Genomic DNA, 25831 nt, shown 5'->3' on the forward strand with positions numbered 1-25831 from the left:
TGATTAGTGGGAATACACAATAATACTCAAACGAAGAGCCAATTTCAATCCGATTAAAAATTTCAGATTTTTATTCTCTTTTTGAATTAATGCTAACTATTGGGCTTGAAAATTTAAGTTTTTGCAAAGTATTGTTTGGCATAGTGAAAATTACTCAGTAGACTTGTCCAGTTATTAGTTGAAATCATGAATTACGTGATAAATCTTTCATCCATTTGCACCATGTCCACCCTTCTTTTGAGTAGGGTAATGGGTATGACATTTTTTGGGATGACAACAATGACCACCGGTATCACGGGGTAGTCCCGTTTTATTCTTCACATACCGCCCTTTTGGCTCTGAGCCACCTAATCCCAGTATTTCCATTAATTCATTTCCAATGAAAATCTTAAAATTCGGAGGATCCTCCGTCGCAAGCACAGAAAATATCCAGTTAGTTTTTGACATCATCAAAGACAAGCTAAAGACGCATGAAGTATGCGTTGTTTTTTCTGCCTTTGGAGGGGTCACTGAAAGTCTTCTCGAGATAGCAGAACTCGCTAAAAAAGGAGATCAAACGTACAGGGTTCTACTTCAAACACTAGAAGAAAAGCATATGACTCTGGTCCGGGAGCTGATCCCTGTTCACCAGCAATCTATGGTCATGACCTATGTGAAAGTTAGGTTTAATGAGCTCGAAGATCTTTTTCATGGAATATTTCTCATTAAGGAGAGTTCTCCCAGAACCATGGATTATGTGGTGAGCTTTGGTGAGCGGCTTTCCACTTTTATGCTTGCGGAATCGCTCAAGGCCCATGGGATTGAAACTCAATTTCTGGACGCCAGAGAAGTGATCAAAACCAATTCAAGATTTGGCCAGGCTAAGGTTGATTTTGAAACCAGTAATAAATTAATCCATGATTTTTTTAAAAATCACGAAGGGCTGAAAGTGGTCACTGGCTTCGTGGCTTCTACAGAGAAAGGCGAAACCACTACACTTGGAAGATCAGGCTCAGATTATACCGCCTCGATATTGGCTGCTGCCTTAGATGCAGAGGATCTGGAAATCTGGACAGATGTGTCTGGTGTCCTAACAGCAGATCCCAATCTGGTTTACACCTCATTCACCATTCCTGAGCTCAGCTATAATGAGGCTATGGAGCTTTCCCACTTTGGCGCCAAAGTGATCTTCCCGGCTACCATGCAGCCTGCTATGAGGAATAATATTCCGATCTACATTAAAAATACTTTTGAGCCTAAGAAGTCAGGTACTCTGATTAATGGAGAGGTAAACAGAAAAAGTCTCATTAAGGGTATCAGTTCTATGTCCAACATTTCCATGGTGACGGTGTCTGGTACCGGTTTGATCGAGTCTATTGGTTCCAGCAGTAGAATTTTTAGAGCTTTGGCTGAGGCCAAAGTCAATATACTGCTTATCTCTCAGGCTTCTTCAGAGCATAGCATCTGTCTGGCAATTAAGACCGGTGAGGCTGAAATCGCCAAAGAGGCGATAGAGGAAGAGTATCACTACGAAATCAAGTCTGGGGACATGGAACAGGTGACCCTCCGACATGACCTCGCCACCATCGCAGTGGTGGGGGAGAATATGAAACAGAACCCTGGAGCTGCGGGAAGGATGTTTCGTGCTTTGGGTCGAAATAATATCAACGTGGCAGCCATTGCCCAGGGAAGTTCAGAGCTAAACATATCTGCTGTGATTTCACACCAGGATCTACAAAAAGCCTTGAATGCTCTACATGAGGCGTTTTTCCTTTCAGAAAATAAGGTGCTTCACGTTTTTCTCATTGGAACTGGTTTGATTGGAAAGGCGCTTCTTGGAATGATTTATAAACGCCAAGAGAAGCTGAAGCAAAGCTCTGAATTAGATATTCAGGTTCATGGACTTGCAAACAGTCGATTCATGGCTTTTCATGAAGACGGTTTTGATTTAGCAAATCCTCATGAGTTAAGTTCTAACGATGACAAAATGGATTTGGAGAAATTTATACAACAGGTAGAAGACATGAATTTCTCTAACTCGGTTCTTGTGGATTGTACGGCTTCTCAACAGGTGGCTGATGCCTATGAGCGCATTCTACAAGGGAAAATTGCTATTGTCACTCCAAATAAAAAAGCGAATTCAAGTTCATTGGAATCCTATCTTGGCCTAAAGAAATTGGCAAGAAAGAGAGGGGTTAAATTTCTGTATGAGACTAATGTAGCCGCTGGACTTCCGGTCATCAGCACTCTTCAGGATTTGATGCTTAGTGGGGATAATGTGATTAAGATTGAAGCAGTCCTAAGTGGATCAATGAATTACATTTACTCAGAATTGGAGAATGGAGCACCTTTTTCAAAAGTTGTTAGACAAGCCAAGGAAAAGGGATACACAGAGCCAGACCCAAGGGATGATTTGAGTGGAATGGATGTGGCCCGAAAGATTTTGATTTTGGGCAGGGAAGCAGAAAAGGACCTGGAGTTTGATTCTATTGAAGTACAGAGTATGGTTCCAGAAGATTGCCAAGACGCCAAGTCTGTAGAAGAATTCTTCGAGAAACTCAAAAGCCATGACGAGCACTTCTCAAAGCTTCTTAAAGAGGCAAAAGACAAAAATGAGAAACTTCGCTTTATGGCGACCTTAGAAGATGGTAAGGCAAAAGTTGGACTGAATTCACTTCCCCAAACTCATCCTTTCAGCAGTCTAAAAGGGAGTGATAATATGATTTTGCTGACTACTGAAAGGTATCATGATTTCCCCATGATTATTCGGGGACCAGGTGCAGGTGCGGATGTGACTGCCGCAGGGGTTTTCGCTGATGTGATTCGAATTGGTAATTATACTCGGGAGTAATGGAAAAAGTAAAAGCTTTCGCTCCAGCTACCGTTGCCAATGTTTCCTGTGGATTCGATATCCTTGGATTTGCGCTGGACTCTCTTGGAGATCATGTGATTCTTTCGAAGAATGATGAGAAAGTCCTTCGTGTCATTTCTATTAAAGGTGATGGCGGTCGACTTCCTTTGGAGGCGGATAAAAACACCTGTAGCATTGCGATTAGAGCCATGCTGGATGATTTGGGTTCAGATCAAGGTTTCGATATAGAATTGGAAAAGGGCCTTCCTCTTGGTTCTGGAATGGGGTCAAGTGCAGCCAGTGCAGTGGCGGCCTTAGTGGCAGTCAATGAACTTTTGGGTAATCCCTATCCAAAGAATGAGCTTTTGCCTTTTGCAATGGAAGCAGAAAGAGCAGCATGTGGAACTGCTCATGCTGACAATGTGGCTCCAAGTCTTCTTGGAGGGTTTGTTTTGATTCGAGGATATAAACCTCTAGATGTAATAAAGCTTTCAGTTCCAGATAATTTAACCTGTACTTTACTTCACCCGAATTATCAATTGAATACATCCGATTCACGCAGTGTGCTGAAAGATAGAATCCCGCTTAAGGATGCCATTACCCAATCGGGAAACGTGGCTGGATTAGTAGCAGGATTATTCCAATCAGATTATGCTTTAATTTCGAGGTCTCTGGAGGATGTAATTGCAGAGCCATATCGTGCCAGTCTTTTACCTGGATTTGATGAAGTGAAGAAGGCTATGTTAGAACTAGGTGCCCTAGGATTGGGGATTTCAGGTTCGGGTCCGACCTTGTTTATTTTATCTGAGGGAAAGGAAAAGCATGAGCACTTCGTGCAAAAAGCAAAAGAAATTTACGATAATCTTGGTCTAAGCCTTAAGGCTTATTTTTCCAGGATAAATACCAAGGGTGGATTCGTCATCCAATAAGCAAATGAAATGAGATTTTTCAGTACAAATAATCGTCAACATGAGGTAGGACTTGCTGAAGCTATCATTAAAGGTTTGGCCCCAGACCAAGGTCTTTACTTTCCCATACAGATCCCACGGCTAAGGGAAGAGTTTATAAAATCCTTGCCTGGAAAAAGTTTCAAAGAAATCGGTTATGAAGTGATTGGAAATCTTTTTTCTGAAGATCTATCAGTGCAGCAAATCAAGGAATTGGTAGATCATACCTTGGCATTTGATGCTCCTTTAGTGAAAGTGGAGCCTGATTTTTATTCGCAGGAATTATTTCATGGTCCCACGCTTGCGTTTAAAGATTTTGGAGCTCGATTTTGCTCAAAGCTGATGAGTATGCTTCTCAAAAACCAGGCTCAAAAAGTCCGTGTTTTAGTGGCAACCTCCGGAGATACAGGTAGTGCTGTGGCCAATGGATTTTTGGGAGTAGATGGAGTAGAGGTGATTATTTTATTTCCAAAAGGCAAAGTGAGTAAGCTTCAGGAGAAGCAGTTCACCACTTTAGGAGAGAATATCAAATGTCTGGAAATAGATGGGGTTTTTGACGATTGTCAGCGATTGGTAAAGCAGGCATTTTTAGACCAGGAGCTAAATGAGAAAATGGTTCTGACCTCTGCGAATTCCATAAATATTGCTCGCTGGATTCCTCAAGCCTTATATTATTTCCGAGCCTATTCATTATTAGAAGTTTATCAGAAAAAGCTAGTGGTTTCAGTTCCAAGTGGAAACTTTGGAAATTTAGCCGCAGGAATTTTAGCCATGAAAATGGGGTTACCCATTGATCAGTTTGTGGCATCTACGAATCTCAACAAAATTGTTCCAGATTACTTGAATGGTTCTGTTTTCCATCCGCAGGCATCTGTTCAAACTATTTCAAATAGTATGGATGTGGGTGATCCAAGTAACTTTCCCAGGCTCCTGGCTTTATTCAATCAGGATGATTTTGAACTTCGAAAAATTGTCAAAGGGTATTTCTTTGACGACCACCAGACTAGAGAGGCAATTCAAAAAATCCATAAGTTAGGATATTTGGCTGATCCTCATGGTGCGGTAGGCTATCTCGGTTTAAAATCCTTCATGGAAGAAAATCCCGGTTTTCAAGGCATTTTTCTCGAAACAGCCCATCCGGGCAAATTCAGAGAGGTCGTAGAAGAAACTTTAAATATGAAAGTGGATCTACCGGATCGACTTGAAAAATTCCTGAAAGGAAAAAAGGAATCGGAATCGATGGATGGTGATTTTCTGAGCTTTAAAAACTATCTGAAAGGAAATTAATTACTTCTTCCGCTCAATGGAATAATTAACCAAATCAGCCAAAGACTGCTTGTAGTCGCTTTCTGGAAATACTTCCAAAATATCCATTGCCTCTTTGTAGTATTTGTTCATGACGGTTTTGGCATATTCCAGGCCTCCACTTTTCTTCACGAACTCGATTACTTCATTGACTGATTTCTTGCTGTTACTTTTATTTCGAATCAGGAAAATAATCCTCTTTTTTTCGAACCAGTCAGCCTTCTGAAGAGCAAAAATGAGGGGAAGAGTCATCTTTTTTTCCTTAATGTCAATACCCACAGGCTTACCGATTTCATCTTCACCATAATCGAAAAGATCGTCTTTGATCTGAAATGCCATTCCTACCTTTTCGCCAAAAACTCGCATTTTTTCAATTGTCTCAGGATCACTATCTGTACTCGAAGCGCCCATTGCACAGCAAGAAGCCATAAGACTTGCTGTTTTTTGGCGAATGATGTCGTAATAAATATCCTCTGTGATGTCGAGTTTCCTGGCCTTAGCAATCTGCAAAAGTTCTCCTTCAGCCATTTCTTTCATGGCATTTGAGACAATCCTGAGAAACTCAAAATCATTATGATCAACGCTCAAAAGCAGACCTCTAGAAAGCAAAAAGTCTCCGACCAGTACCGCAATCTTATTTTTCCATAGTGCATTGATGCTAAAAAAGCCTCTTCTGTAGTTTGCATCATCTACTACATCATCATGGACTAAGGAGGCGGTGTGAAGAAGTTCGATAAGTGCAGCTCCCCGATAAGTCGATTCATTTATTCCACCGCAGACACCGGATGAAAGAAAAACGAACATAGGTCGCATCTGCTTTCCTTTCCGCTTCACGATATAATTCATTATATGATCGAGAAGCTTAACCCGGCTTTTCATCAAATCTTTGAACTTAAGTTCAAATTCAGCCATTTCGGCCTTAATCGGGGATTGTATTTGTTTGAGATCCGCTTTCATTTCGGTTTTGATCCTGTAAAAATACTAGGCTTTCTTGGCTCTCCAAGTGAATAGTATTCTTCCGACTGAAAACCCCTAGCTTTCCATACAGTTTTCCAAAAAATAGTATTTTGTATGAGCTACCACTTTTGGTAGACAAACAAAACCAAAAGCACCATGAAGAATAGAACAGTTGAAATCAAATGGGGAGTTATTTTCATCCTGGTCTCCCTAGCTTGGATGGTAATGGAGAGAGCACTAGGTTGGCATGATGAAAATATTGCCGATCATGCTACCTACACTAATTTTTTCGCAATTGTGGCCATAGCCATTTATGTTTTTGCCCTTAGGGATAAAAAGAATAACTTTTACCAGGGTCAAATGACCTATAAACAGGGTTTTATCAGTGGAGTCATCCTTACCCTCGTTGTAACCATATTTACTCCCTTGTCCCAGTATATTACTTCTACGATAATTACCCCAGATTACTTTACAAATGTGATCAACTACTCAGTGGAAACTCAAGGGTATACGCAGGAAGAAGCAGAAGAGTATTTTAATCTTCAGAATTACATCATTCAATCTACCATATTTGCACTTATAGTAGGAATAATTACCTCAGCAGTGGTAGCTATTTTCGTGAAGTCAAAAAAAGAATCCTAGGTTAGTGAATACAGATTGATAAGCCCTAAGAGTTGATTTTGTATATCTTTGTCGACTGACGGAATACTATTCATTTGGAAGAAAAATATCTAAAACGAAAGTACGAACCCATCCTTCCGAAGAAGGCTGAATGGCCTGTGGTTAAGCTTGCGCGAGAAAGAAAGGAATTCGTGGTGAAAGTTTCTAAGGAAGCGGAAGATCGTATTCTGAAAATCACAGGCAATGATTCTGAGATACTGAAGGAGGAGCTGGAAACCACGATGTATCGTGAAAAGCTCCGAATCAAACAAAATCCCTGGGCGGTAGACCCTGACGATGAGGCAGATTTCTGGGGCGATGTAAAGAGAGATTTATTGACCCTAAGTACCGGTCCTAAGCTTTCGGAAAAGAAGAAGTTTGAAGAGTATAATAAGATTCTGTATCGGATTACGAATCGGTATGCGGAAGAAATAGCCAGTAATTTCAAGGCCACGCATTACAAATTCACTCGGAGTGTAGTTACCTATGGCTTTTCAAGATTACTTAATGCAGCCAGGGTTAAAGGATTTCGATCAATTTTTTCCAACCAGTATACTCTTCAGGATAAGATTCAGATTACCGGAGAAACGGATCAGTTAAGGGATCTGGCCACTAAAGGTACCATCGTAATGGTTCCTACTCACTTTAGTAACTTAGATAGCATCCTGATCGGTTGGATTATTTCTGTTTTGGGTTTGCCACCATTCATTTATGGTGCCGGACTGAATCTTTTTAATATTTCCATTTTTGCTTATTTCATGAATGCTCTGGGAGCCTATAAAGTGGATCGGAGGAAAAAGAACTTGCTGTACCTGGAGACGCTGAAAACCTATTCAAAGGAGGCGATTCAGTTTGGTTGTCACAGCTTATTTTTCCCGGGGGGTACGAGATCAAGGAGTGGAAATATTGAGAAAAAACTAAAGCTTGGACTACTCAGTACTGCCATTGAAGCCCAAAGAGCCAATTATCAGGAGGGAAAGTTTGACGTTTCAGGGAAGGTCTTCGTGGTCCCTGTCACCATCAATTATCATTTTGTGCTAGAAGCACCAAGCTTGATTAAAGATTACCTCAGCATTACAGGACAAGAGAGGTATTACAAAGAGAATGATGAGTTTTCTAATTCGTACAAAATCTCAAAGTTTCTAGTGAAGTTTTTCACAAAAGGCTCTGACATTTCGGTTTCAGTTGGGAAGGCCATGGATGTATTGGGCAACTTTGTGGATGAAGACGGAAGGAGTTTGGATAAAAATGGGAGAGTGATCAATACACAGGATTATTTTATTTCTGACGGGAAAATCTCTGAGGATACACAGCGAGAAGAAGAATACACAAATCGCCTTGGGATCAGAATAGTGGAGGAATTCCATAAAATAAACAGAGTGTTTAGCTCCCATCTAGTAGCTTTTACTGCCTTTGAAATAATCAAAAAAGAGAATTCTAAGCTTGATCTTTTTGACCTTATTCGACTTCCAGAAGAAGAGATTCATATCCCTTATTCTGACTTTAAGGAGGCTTGTCAGATCGTACTAAATCAGATTTTGGTGTTAAAATCTCAAGGTCTCATCAATACCGCTCCTCACTTAGCACTACCCATGGATGAGTTGATCGAAGATGGGCTAAGAAACGTAGGAATGTATCATGCCAAGCGGCCTCTTATTAAGGACAGTGAAGAAAACCTGGTTACAGAGGATATGAGTTTGCTTTATTTTTATCACAATAGACTTACAGGCTATGGACTCGAAAAGCTTTTTAGATAAGGAGGAAAAGCCCATCGGAGTGGTGGGGGTAGGTAGTTTTGGCGCAGCCATAGCAATTATGCTTGCTGAAAAAGTAGATGTTTTGGTTTACGCCAGAAAACCTGAAATAGTAGAAGAAATAAATTCTAAAAATACACTTTCAGGAAAAGCAATTCCCGAAAATATCAGGGCGACAACCGAACCAGAAGAACTCTGCAAGCAGTGTGATCTTTTATTTTTCATGATTTCATCCTCCGGTTTTCAGGAGGTAACTCGGAGTTTCGCACCCTATCTGTTTCCTTATCACGTGATCATTCACGGTACCAAAGGCTTATGTCTTAATCTTCCTGAAGGAAAGAATTTGGATCAGATGAAGCGAATGAAGCGATCACAAATTCTTACCATGAGTGAAGTTATCACGGAGGAGACAGTGGTAGTTCGAGTGGGATGTCTGGCCGGGCCAAATATTTCAAAAGAGTTAAGGCAAGGACAACCTGCAGCTACTGTTGTAGCAAGTAAATACAATGAGGTCATTCTCGAAGGTCAAAGGCTTCTTCGCAGTGATAAATTCCAGGTATATGGTAATTCTGATATGATCGGGGTGGAGCTCAGCGGAGTTTTGAAAAATATCATTGCCATAGCTGCGGGTGCTCTTGCAGGCCTGGGATTAGGAGAGAATGCAAAAGGACTTTTGATTTCAAGAGGGATGGTAGAGATGATCCATCTCGGTAATGAACTCGGTGGTAGTATTAAATCAGTAATGGGTCTCGCTGGAATCGGAGATCTGGTGACTACTTGTAATTCTGTTCACTCAAGAAACTACACGGTTGGATATCGCTTAGCCAAGGGCGAAAACCTTCAAGAAATAATTGAAGATATGGAAGAGGTGGCTGAGGGTATCAATACAGTAAGAATAATTCGGGCCTTTCTCGAATCTACTGATTTGCGTGCGCCAATCACCGAAAATCTCTACAAGGTACTTTTCGAAGGGGTGCCTATTTCCGACGCTTTACAGTTTTTGATGAAATATCCATTTAGCGTGGATGTGGATTTTGTATAAAAAAAGGCTTCTGAAAAGAAGCCTTTAGATTTAATTCACAGGAAGAAATTTAACCATTAATCCTGTTCCTTCTGTTAGGGCATACAGGTATCCATCAGGACTTTGCTCCACATCTCTGACCCGGCCGATGTCTTGAAACATAATCTCCTGCCCCATAGCATCGGTACCTTCTAAATCTACTCTATTGATATGCATTTTGGCCAATGCCCCAATTAGTAAGTCTCCTTTCCACTCAGGATATCTATCTGAAGTCACCAGTGTCATACCACATGTAGCAATAGAGGGAACGTAATATGTGACGGGCTGTTCCATACCTTCTTTTTCGGTGATGTCTGTGATCGGAGTACCATCATAGTTTTGACCATAAGTGATTACTGGCCATCCATAGTTCTTTCCTTTTTCTATAAGATTTACTTCATCACCGCCCATCGGGCCATGCTCTGATTCCCAAATTCTATCATTTTCTGAGTCATAGACCATTCCCTGAGGATTTCTATTTCCATAGGTCCAGATTGAAGAAACGGCGCCTTCCATTCCAACAAAGGGATTGTCATTAGGTATCCTTCCATCATCATGGATTCTATGAATCTTACCATGGGAATTAGTCAGGTCTTGCGCGTTTTCAGGTTTATTCCCACGCTCTCCATTCGAGAAATAGAGATAGTTATCATTATCGAAAACTATTCGACTACCATAGTGCCTTCCAGTCTCCCATGGGGGGGCAGTCACGATAAGTTCTTCCTGGTTCGTAGCCTGATTACCTTCAAGTCTAAATCGCATAATAGCCGTCGCACCTAGACTGTCCTGCATCGGTTTTCCATAAGAAATGTAGATCCAACCATTATCCGAGAAGTTTGGATGAACCGTTATATCCATTAGTCCCACTTGCCCTTTGACATAAAAATCTGGCAGGCCAGAAACTTTTTCACCTGTGAATTGATCATCCTTAAATAAAAGAATCTCTCCACTTCGCTCAGTGACCAGCATAGTACCATCATCGAGCCAGGTCATACCCCATGGATTTTTGAACTCTGTGTAGAGCGTGTCAACCTTAATCAGATGCTTTTCAGTTTGGATGGCGTGAGTGGCATCAATTACTTCTTCAACTTCGTTGGCTTTCTCCTCGCATGAGGAAAAAAGACAAATTATTCCAAGCGATAAAGAAGTGAATACTTTGTAAATAGGTTTCATAGGATTCTTTATTTATTCAAATTTACAAACTATTCCACCTGCTCGAAAGTTCTGCCAAACAGTTTCCGATTAATATTTCTGAAGTACTTTGCCCTTGGAGATTGATTCAAATCTCTGGACCATTTTTTTGGAACCAATAAACAAAGGAGTTCTTTGGTGCAGACTGCTTGGTTGGATATTTAAAATTGGAATTTCCCCATTGGTGGCCAAAGCCCCGGCCTGGTCTGCGATAAATGCTAGCGCATTTGCTTCATAAAGCAATCTTAGCTTTCCATCTGGATTTTTCTCAGTAGAAGGGTAAAGGTAAATTCCACCTTTCAGAAGATTCCTGTGGAAGTCTGCGACTAAAGACCCAATATACCTTGCAGCAAAATTCTTTGATTTACACTCATCAATGTACTCTTTTACTCCATTCTTCCATTGATTTTGAAGTCCTTCATTGATGGAGTAAATGCTGCCATCCAAAGGAGCTTTAATGGAAGGATGAGAAAGGAAAAACTCACCCAATGAAGTCTCATATGTGAAGCCGTTTACTCCATGACCTGTGGTGTAGACCAACATAGTCGAGGATCCATAAAGAACATACCCGGCAGCCACCTGATCCCGTCCTGGCTGCATGATATCCTCCTTTGTGATGGGACTTCCAGGGGGAGTCTTTCTCCGATAGATTGAGAAAATGGTACCTATACTTATGTTCACGTCGATATTTGAACTCCCATCCAGGGGGTCAATAGCAATCACATATTTTCCTGATTTATTTTGAAGATCGATTACTGAGTCTTCTTCTTCAGAAACAATGGCACAGACTTCGCCGCCTTTACTAAGTGCACGCATGAACCGGATATTCGCAATGACATCAAGTTTCTGCTGTTCTTCTCCCTGGACATTGGTTTGGCCGAAGGCTCCTCCAATATTGGCAAGTCCGGCACGATTGGTTTCTCTGTTGACTATCTTTGCTGCCAAAGCAATATCCCTGAGTAATTGCGAAAGTTCTCCTGAGGCAAAAGGGAATTCACTTTGTTTTAGCTTGATAAAACGGTCGAGTGTGGTACCCACCGAGTAGGCCAGTCCTGAGTTGTCTGGCTCGTAAGGTAGAATTTTCATTTATAAGAAAAGTACAATTATTGGGTTTATATAATCGAAAATTAGCTAATATTTCTCATGGCAAAAACAATTGTTCACAAATTTGGAGGAGCTTCAGTCAAAGATTCGAATGCCGTAAAAAACTTGCTAGAAATTTTGCGTAATCGATTGCGAAATAATTCGATAATCGTGGTTTCTGCTATGGGAAAAATGACCAACCTTCTTGAATCTATCTTGCTTCAGAAAATTGATGGAAATGACTATTCTTCAAATAGTGCAAAATTTACCAGTTTTCATTTAGCGATTTGTGAGGAACTTTTTCCAGGTTCTCATCCGATTTTTTCACAAATTGAAAATGAAATCAGGAGACTGAAAAACATTCTGGATACAGCCAGTAATTCGGAAGATTATGATGCGCTTTATGATAGAGTTGTCTGTTTTGGGGAGCTTCTTTCCTCAAGAATAGTGATGGAGTATCTGTGTCAGGAAGGAATGACAAGTATTTGGTATGATGCAAGGCAATTGATTCAAACAAATTCTGATTTTCGATTCGCAAAAGTCAATTGGGAAAACACCCGGAAAAACTGTGAAAAGCTCCTCCAGCCCATACTTTCTCAATACCCGGTAGTAACTCAAGGTTTCATTGCAGGGGATTCAAATGGCAAAACAACCACACTCGGAAGAGAAGGTTCAGACTTCTCAGCTGCGATTTTGGCCACATCTCTTGAAGCTGCTTCTGTGACTATTTGGAAGGATGTACCCGGTGTGCTAAATGGGGATCCTAAGCTCTTTCAAAATACTTCCAAATTCGATGAGCTTGGTTATAAGCAAGCGGCTGAGATGACCTTTTATGGAGCCTCGGTCATTCATCCCAAAACCATCAAACCGCTTGCTCAAAAGAGAATTCCTCTTTTTGTGAAGTCGTTCTTAAGGCCGGATGAGGAGGGGACAAAAATCCACGACTATGCCCGAGAGGATCGTATCCCGACTTTTATCTTAAAGAATAATCAGGTTTTGATAAGCTTCCATGTTAAGGATTTCACCTTTATTGAGGAAAGCCACCTGAGGTTGATTTACACGGAACTAGATAGTTTGAAATTAAAAGTGAATATGCTGCAGACAGCAGCTATCAGCATCAGTATTGTGATTGATTCTGAAAGGTTCAAATTGAAAAAGCTTTTAGAAGCTTTGAACAGGGATTTTTCCATTCTCTACAATGAAAACCTCGAACTGCTCACCATTTTAAATGGAAACAGGGAGTTACTTTCTGAGCAGATACTGGGTTATGATGTTTTGCTGGAACAGGAAACTAGGCACAGTATCCAAGTAGTACGATCAAAAATTATAGCTTGCTGATCATTTGGTAAACCTACTTACAATCCTTTCAATGGGCGGAAGGTAGGCCGAGCCAAAAAGATTTAAATGAACCAAAAGTGGGTATAAATTATAAACCCCCATTCTTGTTTCAAATCCGGGTTCTAGCGGGAAAACGGACTCATAGGCTTCATAGAATTTTGCATCAAACCCTCCAAAAAGGCGGCTAAACGCAATATCCATTTCACGATGACCAAAATAAACTGCGGGATCTATCAGGCAGGGTTGCCCATCTTTGGTGGTGATGACATTTCCAGACCACAAGTCTCCATGAAGAAGTGAAGGTTTTTCTACCGGGAAAAAGCTTTGAATCAACGGGTATAAACTTTGAAAGCTTTTTAGGAATTCAAGTGAAATGAGTTTATCGAAATAAGCTTTGCCCAATAAGGGCTCCAACCTATGCTCAATAAAAAAATCTACCCAGGATTCTTCGAAATGATTTCTCTGAACAAGCGTGGCGATAAAGTTATCATTGGCCAGTCCAAATGCAGAAGAGGAGCTGAGATGTAAATGGGCCATCCCTAAACCTAGACTTTCCCAGTAATCCAGGTGATGACGTCCAGAAGGGATATATTCTGTCAGCAGGAAATTATAATCGTCTATTCGTCCAGTACCAAATACTTCTGGAATCTTCAAAAATGTGGATTCTCTCAAGAGCTCTAAACCCTCGGCTTCCATCTTCAGGATATCCTGTTCATGCTCAAAATTTACCTTCAGAAAGAAATCTCCTGCAGAAGACATTAGCCGAATTCCCTGATTATGGTTGCCAGCGGCTACCAGAGACGCAGATTTCAGGTAAGCCAGAGGATCAATGTATTCCCTAAGAACTTTTTCATATATCTCATTATGCTCAAGCATGGCTTGGGTGTTCTGCCAATATTTTGTCGAGCAGTTTGTCTGTGGAGTCATTTAAAATTTCGAATACATTTTCGAAACCTTGCTCACCGCCGTAATATGGGTCTGGTACAGATAAGCTGTCCGGTTTTTCCTGTATGCTTCGAATTAAGAGCATCTCTTCATCTGACATAAGCTCACTTCCCTGTACTTTTTTGAGGTTTTGAAGATTGCTTTCATCCATGGCTAGGATATAGTCAAAGTTTTTGAAGTCCCTTGGACTAACTTGTCTTCCGCGATGATTGATCCGAATACCGTACTTCGCAGCTATTTTTAATGTTCTTTGGTCCGGAAGCTCACCGATGTGGTAGTCGGAAGTCCCCGCACTATCCACGAAAAATTGATCTTCTATACCTCTCTCGATTATTTTCTTTTTAAACAGGCCTTCGGCCAAAGGGGATCTGCAGATATTCCCCAGACATACGAATAAAACTCTAATCACTTTAAAAAACGGATAATTTGATGGGCAATGAAAATAGTAAAAAATATATGGAATTACATATCGGTGGCGCTGTAGATGCGAAGTGAAGGAGTATTGGACAATAATGCTACTTTTGGAGAATGAAATTTTGGTATCGTCTGGGTTTAAAAGCTCTGGATTTATTTCTTCCAGTCCTTGCTCTTTCCGGTGAGAAAATGAAGAAGTTTTCCGAAGGCAGGAAAGGGATATTTATGAGAATATCCAAATTCAGAAATGATAATCCCGGAGATCTGGCCTGGTTTCACGTTGCTTCGCTAGGGGAGTATGAGCAAGCCAAACCAGTCATTCATGAATTAAAAAAGAGGAATCCGAAGCTCTTGATTGCAGTTAGCTTTTTTAGTCCTTCTGGCTATGAACCTACTTCAAGTAAGCCACAGGAAAATGTGGACTTTATTACTTATCTGCCGCTTGATCTGAAGAGTAACGCTGAGAACTTTGTGTCCCTTTTAAATCCGAGTTTTTCAGTTTTCGTCAAATATGACATCTGGTACGAGCATATTATGGCTTTAAAAGAAAGAGGCATACCAGTATTTCTGATTTCAGCTCTTTTCCGACCTACACAGCGATACTTCAAAGGGGATGGCTTTTTCCAGAACCTCCTCAAACAGTTTGACCATATTTTCACTCAGGATGAGTCTAGTATCAGTCTATTGGATAAAATTCACTATTCCAATCACACCTTGGCAGGGGACACTAGATTTGACAGGGTGGCTGAAAATGCCAAAAACCCGAAGCCATTTCCCCAGTTGAAAACCTGGATAGGACAAAAACAGACCATTGTTCTAGGGTCAGTTTGGGAAGAGGATATGAAAATTCTCATTCCACTGATAAATGCTAATCCTGAATTTAAATGGATTATAGCACCACATGATTTGGATCAGGGCAAAATGAGAGAATGGATCAAGCGCATTTCGCTTCGATCAGCTTTTTATTCTAAAGCAGGGTGGAACGATTCCCCAAATGTTCTTTTCCTTGATACCATTGGTATGCTTTCATCTGTTTACCAATTTGCCAAGATTGCGTATGTGGGCGGAGCTTTTGGCAGCGGACTTCATAATATTTTAGAGCCTTTAGGATTTCATGTTCCGGTGATTTTCGGAAAAGTGAGATTGGATTCGAAATTTCCAGAGGCAAAAATCAGTCAGGATAAGGGCTGCGCTTTCTCGGTTGAAGATTTAAAGAGTTTGCGTTTAACTTTTGAAAATCTTCAGGATGAAAAAGTTTATGAAAAAGCAAGAGAGGGAGCAGAAAGCTGGTTAGCCGAAAATCTAGGGGCGGCGAGGAAAATTTGTAATACCATGGATTTAATTTTACAGGATGAAAGGTAGAGTAATTAAATCCACTGGGAGCTGGTATGATGTGGATACCGGCGATACGGTAATTTCCTCAAGGCTTAAAGGCAAGTTTAAGCAGGCTGGATTAAAATTGACTAATCCAATCGCTGTTGGAGATTGGGTGGAGATTGATCTTGAGTCGAATCAGGAAACTGCCGTGATTAAGGATATTTTGCCCAGGCAAAATTATGTCATCCGTAAGTCTACACGAAAGCAGCACTTTTCGCACATCATTGCAAGTAACGTTGATCAGGCGATGCTGATGATTACCATGAAAAGACCCCGGACTTCTTTTGGATTTATTGATCGTTTTTTGGTGAGTATTGAGAGTTTTCGAATTCCTGGAATACTGGTTATTAATAAAATGGATCAGATGGAAGGAGAGGATGCCGAGGAATGGCGTCAGGATATCCACGAAATCTACGAACCTTTGGGATATAAAGTGATTGAGACTTCAGCTCTTAATGATTCTGAATTGGAGAAAACCTTCGAACCGTATTTGAAAGGGAAAACCACATTAATTGCAGGCCATTCGGGTGTTGGAAAATCCACCCTTTTAAATTCTTTAGTCGAGAAAGCAAATCAGGCTACTCAAGAAATTTCGGATTATACCACCAAGGGCCTGCATACTACTACTTTTGCGGAGCTATTCCATTTGGAATATGAGGGCTCGCTAATAGATACTCCAGGGATTAAGGAATTTGGAATTTTAGATGTAGAGGATACAGAGCTATCACATTATTTCCCAGAGATGAGAGAGTATCTGGGGCAATGTAAATACAATGATTGCAAGCATATCAATGAGCCGGGTTGCATAATTATTCAGAAGCTCGAGGAGGGATACATTCATCCCTACCGATATCAGAGTTACCTTAATATTCTGAATGAGGAGGATAGCCATCGATAAACTTTGGCTTATTTTGAAAGGTTAGAGAATTGATCTAATTTCGGTTCTGTTTAGTCTAAAGGCCCATGATTCAAGTTTTAAATCACCAGCAGGTTCAAAAAAAGGTCACTCGGATGGCCTATGAAATCTACGAGAGAAACCTCAAATCTGAAGGAGTAGTGATCGCGGGGATTTCCGGAATGGGTAAAATTCTGGCAACCTTGCTAGTGGAAAAGTTGAAGGAGATATCGCCTTTGAAGATTGAAGAAATGGAAATTATTCTGGATAAGTCAAATATCAATAGTGAGAATGTTGAGTTATCTAATGAAATAGATTTTTCGGGTAAAACAGCCATTCTGGTTGACGATGTCCTAAACACCGGAAGGACCCTGGTTTATGCCTTGAATCCATTTTTGGATACCAAAGTTGAAAAGATAGAGATTGCCGTTTTAGTAAATCGAAGCCATGGGAAGTATCCTCTGAGGCCTGATTATACTGGTTTTGAATTATCCACCACCTTGAATGAACATATCCTTGTGGACCTGTCCACCTCAGAGTATGTCGTTCACCTCCAATAAATTATGTCAGTTCATTCATCCGCTAATATCAAGAGAGTTACCACACATGTCCTTCAGGAAATGAAAGACAGGGGGGAGAAAATTTCCATGCTAACTGCCTACGATTTTTCCATGGCGAAAATTGTAGATGCAGCAGGTATTGATATTGTATTAGTTGGGGATTCTGCTTCTAATGTGATGGCGGGTCATGAAACCACTCTTCCCATCACTTTGGATCAAATGATTTATCATGCCTCTGCGGTAGTGAGGGCGGTGAAAAGGTCATTTATTGTTGTGGATATCCCATTTGGAAGTTATCAGGGAAATAGTTCTGAGGCTCTTCGATCAGCGATCAGAATCATGAAAGAATCTGGAGCACATGCCATCAAAGTGGAAGGGGGCGCGGAGATCAAAGAATCCGTGGTGAGGATATTAAGTGCCGGAGTTCCTGTCATGGGCCACCTGGGACTTACACCGCAATCCATCTATAAATTTGGTACTTATACCGTAAGAGCGAAAGAAGAGGCTGAAGCTGCTAAGCTTTTGGAGGATGCAAAAATGCTTGAGGAGTGCGGTTGTTTCGCAATAGTTCTTGAGAAAATTCCGGCATCCCTCGCGAAAAAAGTGGCCGAAACAGTATCTATTCCAGTTATCGGAATTGGAGCTGGGGGAGATGTAGACGGTCAGGTTTTAGTGATGCATGATATGCTAGGCATTACTCAGGAGTTTAAGCCTAGATTTTTACGACAGTACGCCGACCTTCAAGGGATTATGACCGAGGCTTTCACTAATTATATAAAGGATGTGAAGAATAGAGACTTCCCAAACAAATCAGAGAGTTATTAATAAGAAGGATAAAAAGGCAAAAGGCCAGATGTTTTTAGCATCTGGCCTTTTCATTTTTGATCTTACTACTTTTCCCTGAGTTCTTTAAAATTCATTAATCCAGCCTGAATCATTTCATTCATCGAGCCTGTAACAGCTGCGATAAAATTGTCAGAGTCACATTTGGCAAAGTGAGAAGCCAATGTCAGTTCATCCCCAGAGACCATTACCAGAGTAGGGTAGGCATTCTTAGAAAAATTATCCACTTGAGCCGTAGTTACTTCTTTGATTTTTCGATCTTCAAATACATCCTCAAAATTGACATCCCTCTTTAGTCCAGTACTGGCATCGAAAGTTGGATTGTTGATTTTATCCCCAGCGATAAACCGCACTCTTGAGTGGTAGATTTGTGAACCTGTAGCTGAATTTCCTAGAGACTTGGCAAAGCCGGTAATACTGGCACTTTTCTGGTCATTATCATCCACATTTATGGAAGAGGCTAATCGCAGCCCTATATCAGCTTTTACAGAGGAAGAATTGGTCCAATTTGACGAACTGGCATCCAATGTCACGAAGGGAAAAATAAAGGTAGCCTCTGCGATATATGCATCACCTAAGTCTCCGGATAGTTTTGAGCTTGTATCGGTGAAGGTTCCGCGCTCTTTACCGTCCTTGGATACACTTTTTACCCAGTATTCGTAGTTTGTTGGGGTGACCATTACAAAGCCTTTAGCTTGTGCGGTGGATGATGCCCCTCCTTGTTTTTTGGTATATCCAGAATAATAATCTGTCTTTCCTGCTTCCTCAGCTGAAATGATCTCAAATCCTTCGGCTTCGAGTTGTGCGACAAGATCTGCATAGGCCTCATCGACAATTTTTTGAAAATCTGGAACATCCACTCCATCCAGTTGAACCCCTAAACTGGTTTTGGTGCCGGATACAAAAGAAGTTCTGTTAGCTCGATCATTTTTTGATTTAGATGTGGAAGCAGAGGCTTGTTCATATACCTCGAAAAAGGCTCTAAAATTTTGAATATAAACACGCTTAGGGGATTTGGAGGCCTGATTTCCTCGATGCATTGTGTTGATGTCAAAGTTCTTGCTTTCGATGTAGTTATCTGCGGGCTGGATTATTCCGAAAAGGAAAAATAGAACCAATACTAGAGTTGATTTCATAAGATTTTTTGATTTTTAAAAGATTGTGTAATCACCGATTAAATGTAGCACTAAAACAGCTAGATTCAGAAAATGATAGTTTTGGTACAGCTCTAAAAAAAATATCTAGAGAAGATCTAAAAATTTGATAATCAATTCAATAAGAGTATAATTGGCTCTTAAGATCTGAGTTTTCCTTACTCAAAAATACGGCAAATGCCGTATGAAAAACTTTAAACTTGAAGCAAGAAGTTGGCTTTTTTAAGTCCAAAAAAAACCCTCACTTATTAGATGAGGGCATATTTTACAATTAGTTTCTTAAGCCTTGTCCTTCTCTTTAGCTTTCTCCTTGACCCGCAGGATGAAATCACTCAGCACATTCATATAATTTATAAATGCATCATAAGGTGAATCGTAGGGGCTAAAATAGGAGTGGATGTCCCCATCAGAAGCAAACTTAGTGGACATGTAATAGAAGTGATCAGAGGTCTGAAGATATGTCCAGTCTCTTTGTATCTCAGGATCATCAATGGTATTTACCATTTTTTCCAGTTCATAAAGTCGATCAAATGCCTCATCCTGAAGATCATTTCCTAACCAAGCCGTAAGGTCTCTCTCTTCATCAGCCCATGAAATAGGAACAGGAACATGAATCATATCCACTGGCTTTGACTCAGCAAATACTTCACTCGGTGTTGAGAAGCCGAAATTCGTTCTACTCAATACTGCTTCAGGAAGGCTTCTCATAAATTCAAAGATGCCCGTTTCTGCCCATTGATGTTCTCCAAAAGTCTCGTAATCCATGAAAAGATTTAGAACCTGTTCTGACTTAGGAATGGCATTGATCCACTTGATGAATTTATCTACAGTTAGAGGATAATCTGACCAGGTTTTGTTACCAAACCTGAAAGCAATATCATCTGAAAGCTGGAAATTTTTCAGTAGAACTTTGAGCTTTGGGTCAAGTGCGTTACTGTATACATAATTTGGACTCTTCCAACCCAAAACGTGCTTTGCACCTTCGGTGAGGACTCCTTCGAAGCCCATGCCTGAAATCATTTCTCCAATTTCATCCGAGTAGATTAATTCAGTATTTCTAAAAACTTTGGGTTCATATCCCCCAAAATGTCTTTTTAGCTTTTCTTTATGTCTATCTACGCTTTTCTTAAACTCATCCTTACTCTTAAGCGAAGAAAGAGAATGACTGTTGGTTTCTGTCAGCAGCTCCACCTGGCCAGTGGAAACTAGTCGCTGGAAGCTTTCGAGGACATCAGGAGCAAATTGCTCCATCTGATCCATAAAGACCCCTGAAATCGAAAAAGCTACCTTGAACTTTCCAGGATAACGCTCTATTAGCTCCTGAAGAAGTGAATTCATTGGTAGATAGGATTTCTGGGCTACCTTCCGGATTACGCTTCTATTGAGAAAATCATCCCAGTAATAATGATCATCGCCAATATCAAAAAATCTATAGGGCTTGATCCTATATGGTTGATGAACTTGAAAGTAAAAACAGATAGTCCTCATGATTTTTCAGCTAAAATTTTCTCGTAGGTCTTCACAAGCCTTTCAGCTACATGCTCCCACTTTAATCGTTTTAATTCTTTACTTCCCAACTCTTTAAACATGTTTGAAATGCTTTGATAATGAAGAAGGGCAAAAATGGCATCTGCCATAGCGTCAATATCCCAAAAATCAATTTTGATGGCATTGACCAATACCTCTGCAACACCTGATTGCTTCGAGATAATAGTCGGTGTGTTATGCCTTACTGCTTCCAAGGGCGAAATACCAAAGGGTTCAGAAACAGAAGGCATTACATATACATCTGAAATTGCGTACATGTGATCAACATCATCACCTTTCAAAAACCCTGTAAAATGAAATTTGGAGGCAATATTCAATTCAGCCACCCGATCAACCATCCTATTTAAAAGGTCTCCCGAACCAGCCATTACAAACCTTACATTTGGATCCCGGTCGATTACTTTTTTGGCAGCTTCTACGAAATATTCAGGACCCTTTTGAAAAGTAATTCTTCCCAGGAAGGTTACAATTTTCTCAGGTACTTTTTTCTGATACTTGGACTTGATAATGCTCGCATCAAGGACAGCATTGTGAAGAACACTCACTTTTTCAGCAGGAATACCATACTTATTGACAATAGTGTTTTTCGTCAGATGGCTTACGGCCAATATGTGATCAGCTGCCTCCATACCTGCTTTTTCGATTTCAAAAACGGGAGGGTTTACACTTTCTCCAGATCTGTCATACTCGGTGGCATGAACATGGGCAATTAATGGTTTTCCTGATATTTCCTTCGCTGCGATTCCCGCAGGAAATGAAAGCCAGTCATGAGCATGGATAAGCTCAAAATCGTCACGATCTCTTGCGATTTGAGCAGCAGTAAGTGCGTAGCGAGAGACCTCTTCCATGAGGTTTTTGCCGTATTTCCCACTGAAAGCATACTTAGAGGTAAAAATGCTTTCATCCAAATCCACTCGATCATGAATGGCATAATCAGTGAATTTCTGATATTCCTCTGGTCCAAGGTAAGGCACCAAAAAACTGCTGACCTCTAGATAGGTAAGGTTCTTCCAGATGGATTTAAATTTCTTTTCCCGGTAGTCCAAAGTCACGTCGCTGGCATTCACAAAGTCTGCGAGAGGTTCTTCATCACCCCAAAGCTTTGGTACCACGAAAATGATCTCCTGCTTATGGTGATCAAGGCCTTTGACCAAACCATAGCAGGCAGTACCCAATCCTCCAGAAATATGGGGTGGGAATTCCCACCCGAACATTAATACCCTCATAAGGCCTATTTATACTTTTTTACCAAATGCATCATTCTTAATAACTCAGCCACACTCCAAGCCTGAGAGATGGATCCTTTTGGTCTGTGTGGTGGATCCCCATCGAAAATCTCAGCGACTGTCCCTACTCCGTACTGAGTCATTACCCCATCAAATCCTGCAAGAATTTTTTCTACGAAATTTAGTCCAGACTTACCATGTAACTTCAAATACCCATCTACAAAATGTCCCAATGGCCAGATCCAAACGGTACCATTATGGTATGCATTGTCCCTACTGATCTGATCACCGAAATAATATCCTTTATAGGCATGGTCATCTGGTGAAAGCGATCGAAGTCCTCTGGTTGTTAAAAGCTTGGATTTGACGATTTCCAATACCATATCACTTTTTTCTTCGTCAAGCATGGAGTAGGGAAGGGAAGTTGCCAAAACCATATTTGGTCTTACAGCCCAGTCTTTTTCGTCTCCATCCACCACGTCGGCTAGATATTCTTTCTCTTCTGACCAAAACTCCCGAATAAAGCTTTCTTTGGCCTTTTCGGCCAAAGCCAAAATTTCGTCCTCTCCAGTCAGTTCATGATAAAAGCGTAAGGCATTGTACCACAGGGCCTGAATTTCTACCGGACAACCGATTCTTGGCGTCACCGGACCATCTGGTGTAACGGCATCCATCCAGGTAAGTGCGATTCCTTCTTGACCTCCCCAGATTAAACCATTATCCAGCATATGAATATTGAAATCGGTTCCCTCTCTGAATCCGTCAATAATTCCCTTCATCTTTTCCAGATATCTGGATTTGATGGTTTTAGAATCACCGGTGAATTCTATGTATTGCTGAAGGCTCCAAAAATACCATAGCGGAGCATCAATGGAATTCATATTTGTCATGACTCCACTTCCTACATTTGGGAAAATGGCTCCCTGCAGATCGCGGGACATGGTATCCATGATATCTATAAAGACATCCTTGTCTCCATTAGTCAAGGTAAGTCCTGGTGCAGCTACAAAAGTGTCACGTCCCCACCATCCAAACCATGGATAGCCCGCTATTATTCTGGTACCACCATCTCTGTTTCTGAGGAATTGAGCAGCAGAGTTTCGAAGGCAGTTTTCGAAGTTGTTTCTTGGAGTTCTTCTGGCAATTTCCTTATCGAAAGCTCTTTGCCTTGTTTTTGGGTCGGCCTCTGTCAGCCCTGCCGAGAAGATCACCGATTCTCCTTTCTTGATTGGGAATTCAAAATACCCAGGCACCAGAAGATCTTCCTGATAGTCATACCCTCTTTCTCGTTCCTGAATGTATTCTATGTTGTTATACCATTCCGGCTTTGAGACAAATTCACTTTTCTTTGAAGTTTGAAGATAAAGCGGGTCATATACGTCATAAAGTCTGAACTTGGCACCATTTGGTACCACCTCATAATCCTTATTTACATCCGTATTTTCTTTGGAGAGTGCATGGAATGATCGAAATGCCAAAAAGGGTGAGATCCTTAGTTTCGTAGGTGAATGAGCATCCAGAAGGGTATATCTGATCATCACCCGATCCCTGTTGGTATCCAGAATGATTTCTTTCTGAAGGACTACTCCTCCCACCCGATAGGTTAATCTTGGAATAGGTTCTGAGTCAAAATCCTTTATGTATTTATGTCCCCTTGGGGAGTAGTTTCCAGGGTATTTATTGATACCTAAATTAAAGCTGGCTCCATGCTGAATCACTGTTTCGTGGACAGTAGAAAGAAAGACATGATTTTGGGTATCGATGTGTGGTTGCGGGACCACCAGGAGACCATGGTACTTCCTTGTATTACAACCGATAATAGTCGTGCTGGTGTAAGTTCCGGAACGATTAGTACGAATTATTTCCCTATCGAGTGAATAATTAAGGTTGATTAATTGGGTCTTGTCAAAATGTATGAAGCTCATCTAGAAAAATACTATTAGAGCCTAAAAATAGAGGTTTGCTTTCAATAAAAAAAAGGTCATACCATCATGACCTTATCTAAGTGAATTTATCTGTGAACAACCTCTTTTTGAATTTCCTCAAAATTCCTGAATGACTCCTCAAATTTTGATTGGTAGCTCTTCACCATCCGGATGTTTACCGGCTTCACCCTGGGGAATTTAGGTGCAGGTTTAAACAAAAGGAACATAACAAATTGGTTTAGTTTGAACCACATTAAACAAACCTTATGCCAACTTAAAGCTTGTATTAACAATAAAACCCCTCATAATGAGGGGTTTTGGGGTGAAAGACCGGGTTCGAACCGGCGACCTCCGGTGCCACAAACCGGCGCTCTAACCAGCTGAGCTACAATCACCATTTTATTTGATTGACTTAATGTCTCTCAAATGGAGGGCAAAATTAAACAGAAAGTTTTTGGGCTGCAAGTAAGGGTTTAGGATTTTCTAGAAAATTTCAGTCTTTCACCCTTTTTACTTTCATCAAATTGACCATTATCAAATGCCAAGTGACCGGAAACGATCGTATGAGTCACCTTTGACTTGAATTCATGGCCTTCAAATGGTGACCAACCACACTTGGCCAGAATATTTTCTTTACTGACCGTCCAGGGATCATTTAGGTCTACCAAAACCAAATCTGCAAAATATCCCTCTCGGATGAAGCCTCTATCCTTGATCTCGAATAGGATTGCGACATTATGACACATTTTCTGAGCTATCTTTTCCAGACTGATTTTTCCCTGATGATAAAAGTCGAGCATAGCCACCAGACTGTGCTGATTTAGAGGGCCTCCGGATGGGGCTTTGGTGTAAACCTGTCTTTTTTCCTCTAAGGTATGAGGGGCATGATCTGTAGCGATCACATCAATTCTGTCGTCTAGCATGGCCTGGAATATCTGCTCTCGATCATTCGCAGTCTTCACCGCCGGATTCCATTTAATCAATGTTCCCTTGGTATCGTAGTCTTCCTCGGAAAACCACATGTGATGGATACAAGCTTCTGAAGTGATTTTCTTCTCCTCCAATGGAATGCTATTATCAAATAGACTCAGCTCTTTTGCGGTACTGATGTGCAGGATGTGGAGTCGGGTTCCAAATTTCTTGGCCATGGCAACTGCTCTGCTTGAAGCATCGTAGCAGGCTTCCTCTGATCGGATTTTGGGATGAGCTTGGATAGGAATATCCTCCCCATATTTGGCCTTGTATTTCTCCAAATTGGCAGCGATAATATGATCATTTTCAGAGTGGATGGCTAACAGACCCTTGTAGTGCTTAAAGATCCCTTCCAAAGATTCTATATTATCCACCACCATATTTCCAGTGGAGGAGCCTTGGAAGACTTTTAGACCGCAGACATTATTCAGATCCAGCTTGAGAATTTCTTCTAGGTTGTCATTAGTTCCACCAAAGAAGAAGGAGTAATTAGCAAGAGAAACTTCTTTAGCCCTCGCATACTTTTCCTCCAAAAGCGGGATGGTCACAGCCTGTGGGACCGTATTGGGCATCTCCATGTAAGAAGTGGTGCCACCAGCCACTCCGGCTTTGGCCTCGGTGTAGATTTCACCTTTATGTGTCAATCCAGGCTCTCTGAAGTGCACTTGGTCGTCAATAAGTCCTGGGAAAAGATATTTTCCATCGGCATTTATATGAATATCCGCTGACTTTGTGCTGAGATCCTCAGCAATTTCAGCAATTCGACCATTTTCTACCAGAATGTCCTGCTGACTAATACTGCCTTCATTGACTATATTTGCACCAGTGATCAGAATACTTTTCATTG

21 protein-coding genes and 1 tRNA gene are annotated in these 25831 nt (G+C 40.9%); 11 read left to right on the forward strand and 11 right to left on the reverse strand.

Features of this window, described 5'->3' with window-relative positions:
- The first annotated feature begins 379 nt into the window (after nucleotides 1-379).
- From thrA to thrC, 3 genes are read left to right on the forward strand one after another with little or no spacing between them, the layout of a single operon-like run.
- Entirely contained in the window at nucleotides 380-2830 is a 2451-nt protein-coding gene (thrA, locus tag QVH07_RS13020; protein ID WP_290000973.1) for a bifunctional aspartate kinase/homoserine dehydrogenase I, read from the forward strand.
- The gene (locus QVH07_RS13025; RefSeq protein WP_290000976.1) at nucleotides 2830-3759 is read left to right on the forward strand and encodes a homoserine kinase; all 930 of its coding nucleotides are present in this window, start codon (nucleotides 2830-2832) and stop codon (nucleotides 3757-3759) included. The genes thrA and QVH07_RS13025 overlap by 1 nt, the downstream gene beginning before the upstream one ends.
- A 9-nt stretch (nucleotides 3760-3768) precedes the next feature.
- Nucleotides 3769-5064: a threonine synthase gene (gene thrC, locus QVH07_RS13030; protein WP_290000979.1), complete on the forward strand. Its 1296-nt coding sequence runs from the start codon at nucleotides 3769-3771 to the stop codon at nucleotides 5062-5064.
- Here thrC and QVH07_RS13035 read toward each other — a convergent pair whose 3' ends face one another.
- The gene (locus QVH07_RS13035) at nucleotides 5065-6039 is read right to left on the reverse strand and encodes a polyprenyl synthetase family protein (RefSeq protein WP_290000980.1); all 975 of its coding nucleotides are present in this window, start codon (nucleotides 6037-6039) and stop codon (nucleotides 5065-5067) included.
- 156 nt (nucleotides 6040-6195) lie between these two features.
- On the opposite strand from QVH07_RS13035, the gene QVH07_RS13040 reads away from it, so the two are divergent.
- From QVH07_RS13040 to QVH07_RS13050, 3 genes are all read left to right on the forward strand, one after another.
- Complete coding sequence (locus tag QVH07_RS13040; protein ID WP_290000981.1) at nucleotides 6196-6681, forward strand: DUF4199 domain-containing protein; 486 nt, start codon at nucleotides 6196-6198, stop codon at nucleotides 6679-6681.
- Nucleotides 6682-6755: 74 nt separating this feature from the next.
- A complete protein-coding gene (locus tag QVH07_RS13045) occupies nucleotides 6756-8456 on the forward strand; it encodes a 1-acyl-sn-glycerol-3-phosphate acyltransferase (RefSeq protein ID WP_290000983.1) in 1701 nt (566 codons plus the stop codon).
- Nucleotides 8431-9495, forward strand: a complete 1065-nt coding sequence (locus QVH07_RS13050) for an NAD(P)H-dependent glycerol-3-phosphate dehydrogenase (protein WP_290000984.1) — start codon at nucleotides 8431-8433, stop codon at nucleotides 9493-9495. The genes QVH07_RS13045 and QVH07_RS13050 overlap by 26 nt, the downstream gene beginning before the upstream one ends.
- Nucleotides 9496-9525: 30 nt before the next feature.
- Here the strand turns inward: QVH07_RS13050 and QVH07_RS13055 are convergent, their stop codons facing one another.
- Entirely contained in the window at nucleotides 9526-10686 is a 1161-nt protein-coding gene (locus tag QVH07_RS13055) for a PQQ-dependent sugar dehydrogenase (protein WP_290000986.1), read from the reverse strand.
- Between the two features lie 69 nt (nucleotides 10687-10755).
- Complete coding sequence (fbp, locus tag QVH07_RS13060) at nucleotides 10756-11790, reverse strand: class 1 fructose-bisphosphatase (RefSeq protein WP_290000987.1); 1035 nt, start codon at nucleotides 11788-11790, stop codon at nucleotides 10756-10758.
- A 57-nt stretch (nucleotides 11791-11847) separates the two neighbouring features.
- Here fbp and QVH07_RS13065 point away from each other — a divergent pair, with 57 nt between their 5' ends.
- Nucleotides 11848-13125, forward strand: coding sequence for an aspartate kinase (locus QVH07_RS13065; protein ID WP_290000990.1), 1278 nt, complete (start codon nucleotides 11848-11850; stop codon nucleotides 13123-13125).
- On the opposite strand, the gene QVH07_RS13070 is transcribed toward QVH07_RS13065, so the two are convergent.
- Nucleotides 13126-14001 carry a fructosamine kinase family protein gene (locus QVH07_RS13070; protein ID WP_290000995.1) on the reverse strand — a complete coding sequence of 292 codons (876 nt, stop codon included), beginning with the start codon at nucleotides 13999-14001 and terminating at the stop codon, nucleotides 13126-13128. It lies immediately after the preceding gene.
- Entirely contained in the window at nucleotides 13994-14479 is a 486-nt protein-coding gene (locus QVH07_RS13075; protein WP_290000999.1) for a low molecular weight protein-tyrosine-phosphatase, read from the reverse strand. Before QVH07_RS13075 ends, QVH07_RS13070 begins: the two co-directional genes overlap by 8 nt.
- Before the next feature lie 119 nt (nucleotides 14480-14598).
- Here QVH07_RS13075 and QVH07_RS13080 point away from each other — a divergent pair, with 119 nt between their 5' ends.
- The 4 genes from QVH07_RS13080 (at nucleotide 14599) to panB (ending at nucleotide 18141) form a co-directional block, all read left to right on the forward strand.
- The gene (locus QVH07_RS13080) at nucleotides 14599-15846 is read left to right on the forward strand and encodes a 3-deoxy-D-manno-octulosonic acid transferase (RefSeq protein ID WP_290001003.1); all 1248 of its coding nucleotides are present in this window, start codon (nucleotides 14599-14601) and stop codon (nucleotides 15844-15846) included.
- On the forward strand, nucleotides 15836-16759 hold the full coding sequence (gene rsgA, locus QVH07_RS13085) for a ribosome small subunit-dependent GTPase A (protein ID WP_290001006.1): 924 nt from the start codon (nucleotides 15836-15838) through the stop codon (nucleotides 16757-16759). The genes QVH07_RS13080 and rsgA overlap by 11 nt, the downstream gene beginning before the upstream one ends.
- Nucleotides 16760-16824: 65 nt before the next feature.
- Complete coding sequence (locus tag QVH07_RS13090; RefSeq protein WP_290001009.1) at nucleotides 16825-17316, forward strand: phosphoribosyltransferase family protein; 492 nt, start codon at nucleotides 16825-16827, stop codon at nucleotides 17314-17316.
- Nucleotides 17317-17319: 3 nt separating this feature from the next.
- Nucleotides 17320-18141, forward strand: coding sequence for a 3-methyl-2-oxobutanoate hydroxymethyltransferase (gene panB / locus QVH07_RS13095; protein ID WP_290001011.1), 822 nt, complete (start codon nucleotides 17320-17322; stop codon nucleotides 18139-18141).
- A gap of 65 nt (nucleotides 18142-18206) precedes the next feature.
- Here the strand turns inward: panB and QVH07_RS13100 are convergent, their stop codons facing one another.
- The 6 genes from QVH07_RS13100 to QVH07_RS13125 form a co-directional block, all read right to left on the reverse strand.
- The gene (locus tag QVH07_RS13100) at nucleotides 18207-19295 is read right to left on the reverse strand and encodes a hypothetical protein (RefSeq protein WP_290001013.1); all 1089 of its coding nucleotides are present in this window, start codon (nucleotides 19293-19295) and stop codon (nucleotides 18207-18209) included.
- Nucleotides 19296-19592: 297 nt separating this feature from the next.
- Nucleotides 19593-20801, reverse strand: coding sequence for a glycoside hydrolase family 57 protein (locus QVH07_RS13105; RefSeq protein ID WP_290001015.1), 1209 nt, complete (start codon nucleotides 20799-20801; stop codon nucleotides 19593-19595).
- The gene (locus QVH07_RS13110) at nucleotides 20798-22087 is read right to left on the reverse strand and encodes a glycosyltransferase family 4 protein (protein ID WP_290001016.1); all 1290 of its coding nucleotides are present in this window, start codon (nucleotides 22085-22087) and stop codon (nucleotides 20798-20800) included. Before QVH07_RS13110 ends, QVH07_RS13105 begins: the two co-directional genes overlap by 4 nt.
- 5 nt (nucleotides 22088-22092) lie before the next feature.
- Nucleotides 22093-24012, reverse strand: a complete 1920-nt coding sequence (locus tag QVH07_RS13115) for an amylo-alpha-1,6-glucosidase (RefSeq protein WP_290001018.1) — start codon at nucleotides 24010-24012, stop codon at nucleotides 22093-22095.
- Between the two features lie 318 nt (nucleotides 24013-24330).
- A tRNA-His gene (locus QVH07_RS13120) sits at nucleotides 24331-24407 on the reverse strand.
- A 78-nt stretch (nucleotides 24408-24485) separates the two neighbouring features.
- The gene (locus QVH07_RS13125) at nucleotides 24486-25829 is read right to left on the reverse strand and encodes a dihydroorotase (RefSeq protein WP_290001020.1); all 1344 of its coding nucleotides are present in this window, start codon (nucleotides 25827-25829) and stop codon (nucleotides 24486-24488) included.
- Between the last annotated feature and the right edge of the window lie 2 nt (nucleotides 25830-25831).

The organism is Algoriphagus sediminis, assembly GCF_030403435.1.
Taxonomy (GTDB): Bacteria; Bacteroidota; Bacteroidia; order Cytophagales; family Cyclobacteriaceae; genus Algoriphagus; species Algoriphagus sediminis.

What these genes read in the sequence shown, in the direction of transcription:
- QVH07_RS13115 (WP_290001018.1), bottom strand. Translation starts at nt 24,012, where the DNA reads ATGAGCTTCATACATTTTGACAAGACCCAATTAATCAACCTTAATTAT.
- thrA (WP_290000973.1), top strand. Translation starts at nt 380, where the DNA reads ATGAAAATCTTAAAATTCGGAGGATCCTCCGTCGCAAGCACAGAAAAT.
- QVH07_RS13125 (WP_290001020.1), bottom strand. Translation starts at nt 25,829, where the DNA reads ATGAAAAGTATTCTGATCACTGGTGCAAATATAGTCAATGAAGGCAGT.
- QVH07_RS13055 (WP_290000986.1), bottom strand. Translation starts at nt 10,686, where the DNA reads ATGAAACCTATTTACAAAGTATTCACTTCTTTATCGCTTGGAATAATT.
- QVH07_RS13110 (WP_290001016.1), bottom strand. Translation starts at nt 22,087, where the DNA reads ATGAGGGTATTAATGTTCGGGTGGGAATTCCCACCCCATATTTCTGGA.
- QVH07_RS13080 (WP_290001003.1), top strand. Translation starts at nt 14,599, where the DNA reads ATGAAATTTTGGTATCGTCTGGGTTTAAAAGCTCTGGATTTATTTCTT.
- QVH07_RS13065 (WP_290000990.1), top strand. Translation starts at nt 11,848, where the DNA reads ATGGCAAAAACAATTGTTCACAAATTTGGAGGAGCTTCAGTCAAAGAT.
- QVH07_RS13040 (WP_290000981.1), top strand. Translation starts at nt 6,196, where the DNA reads ATGAAGAATAGAACAGTTGAAATCAAATGGGGAGTTATTTTCATCCTG.
- QVH07_RS13050 (WP_290000984.1), top strand. Translation starts at nt 8,431, where the DNA reads ATGGACTCGAAAAGCTTTTTAGATAAGGAGGAAAAGCCCATCGGAGTG.
- fbp (WP_290000987.1), bottom strand. Translation starts at nt 11,790, where the DNA reads ATGAAAATTCTACCTTACGAGCCAGACAACTCAGGACTGGCCTACTCG.
- rsgA (WP_290001006.1), top strand. Translation starts at nt 15,836, where the DNA reads ATGAAAGGTAGAGTAATTAAATCCACTGGGAGCTGGTATGATGTGGAT.
- QVH07_RS13025 (WP_290000976.1), top strand. Translation starts at nt 2,830, where the DNA reads ATGGAAAAAGTAAAAGCTTTCGCTCCAGCTACCGTTGCCAATGTTTCC.
- QVH07_RS13090 (WP_290001009.1), top strand. Translation starts at nt 16,825, where the DNA reads ATGATTCAAGTTTTAAATCACCAGCAGGTTCAAAAAAAGGTCACTCGG.
- QVH07_RS13070 (WP_290000995.1), bottom strand. Translation starts at nt 14,001, where the DNA reads ATGCTTGAGCATAATGAGATATATGAAAAAGTTCTTAGGGAATACATT.
- thrC (WP_290000979.1), top strand. Translation starts at nt 3,769, where the DNA reads ATGAGATTTTTCAGTACAAATAATCGTCAACATGAGGTAGGACTTGCT.
- panB (WP_290001011.1), top strand. Translation starts at nt 17,320, where the DNA reads ATGTCAGTTCATTCATCCGCTAATATCAAGAGAGTTACCACACATGTC.
- QVH07_RS13100 (WP_290001013.1), bottom strand. Translation starts at nt 19,295, where the DNA reads ATGAAATCAACTCTAGTATTGGTTCTATTTTTCCTTTTCGGAATAATC.
- QVH07_RS13105 (WP_290001015.1), bottom strand. Translation starts at nt 20,801, where the DNA reads ATGAGGACTATCTGTTTTTACTTTCAAGTTCATCAACCATATAGGATC.
- QVH07_RS13035 (WP_290000980.1), bottom strand. Translation starts at nt 6,039, where the DNA reads ATGAAAGCGGATCTCAAACAAATACAATCCCCGATTAAGGCCGAAATG.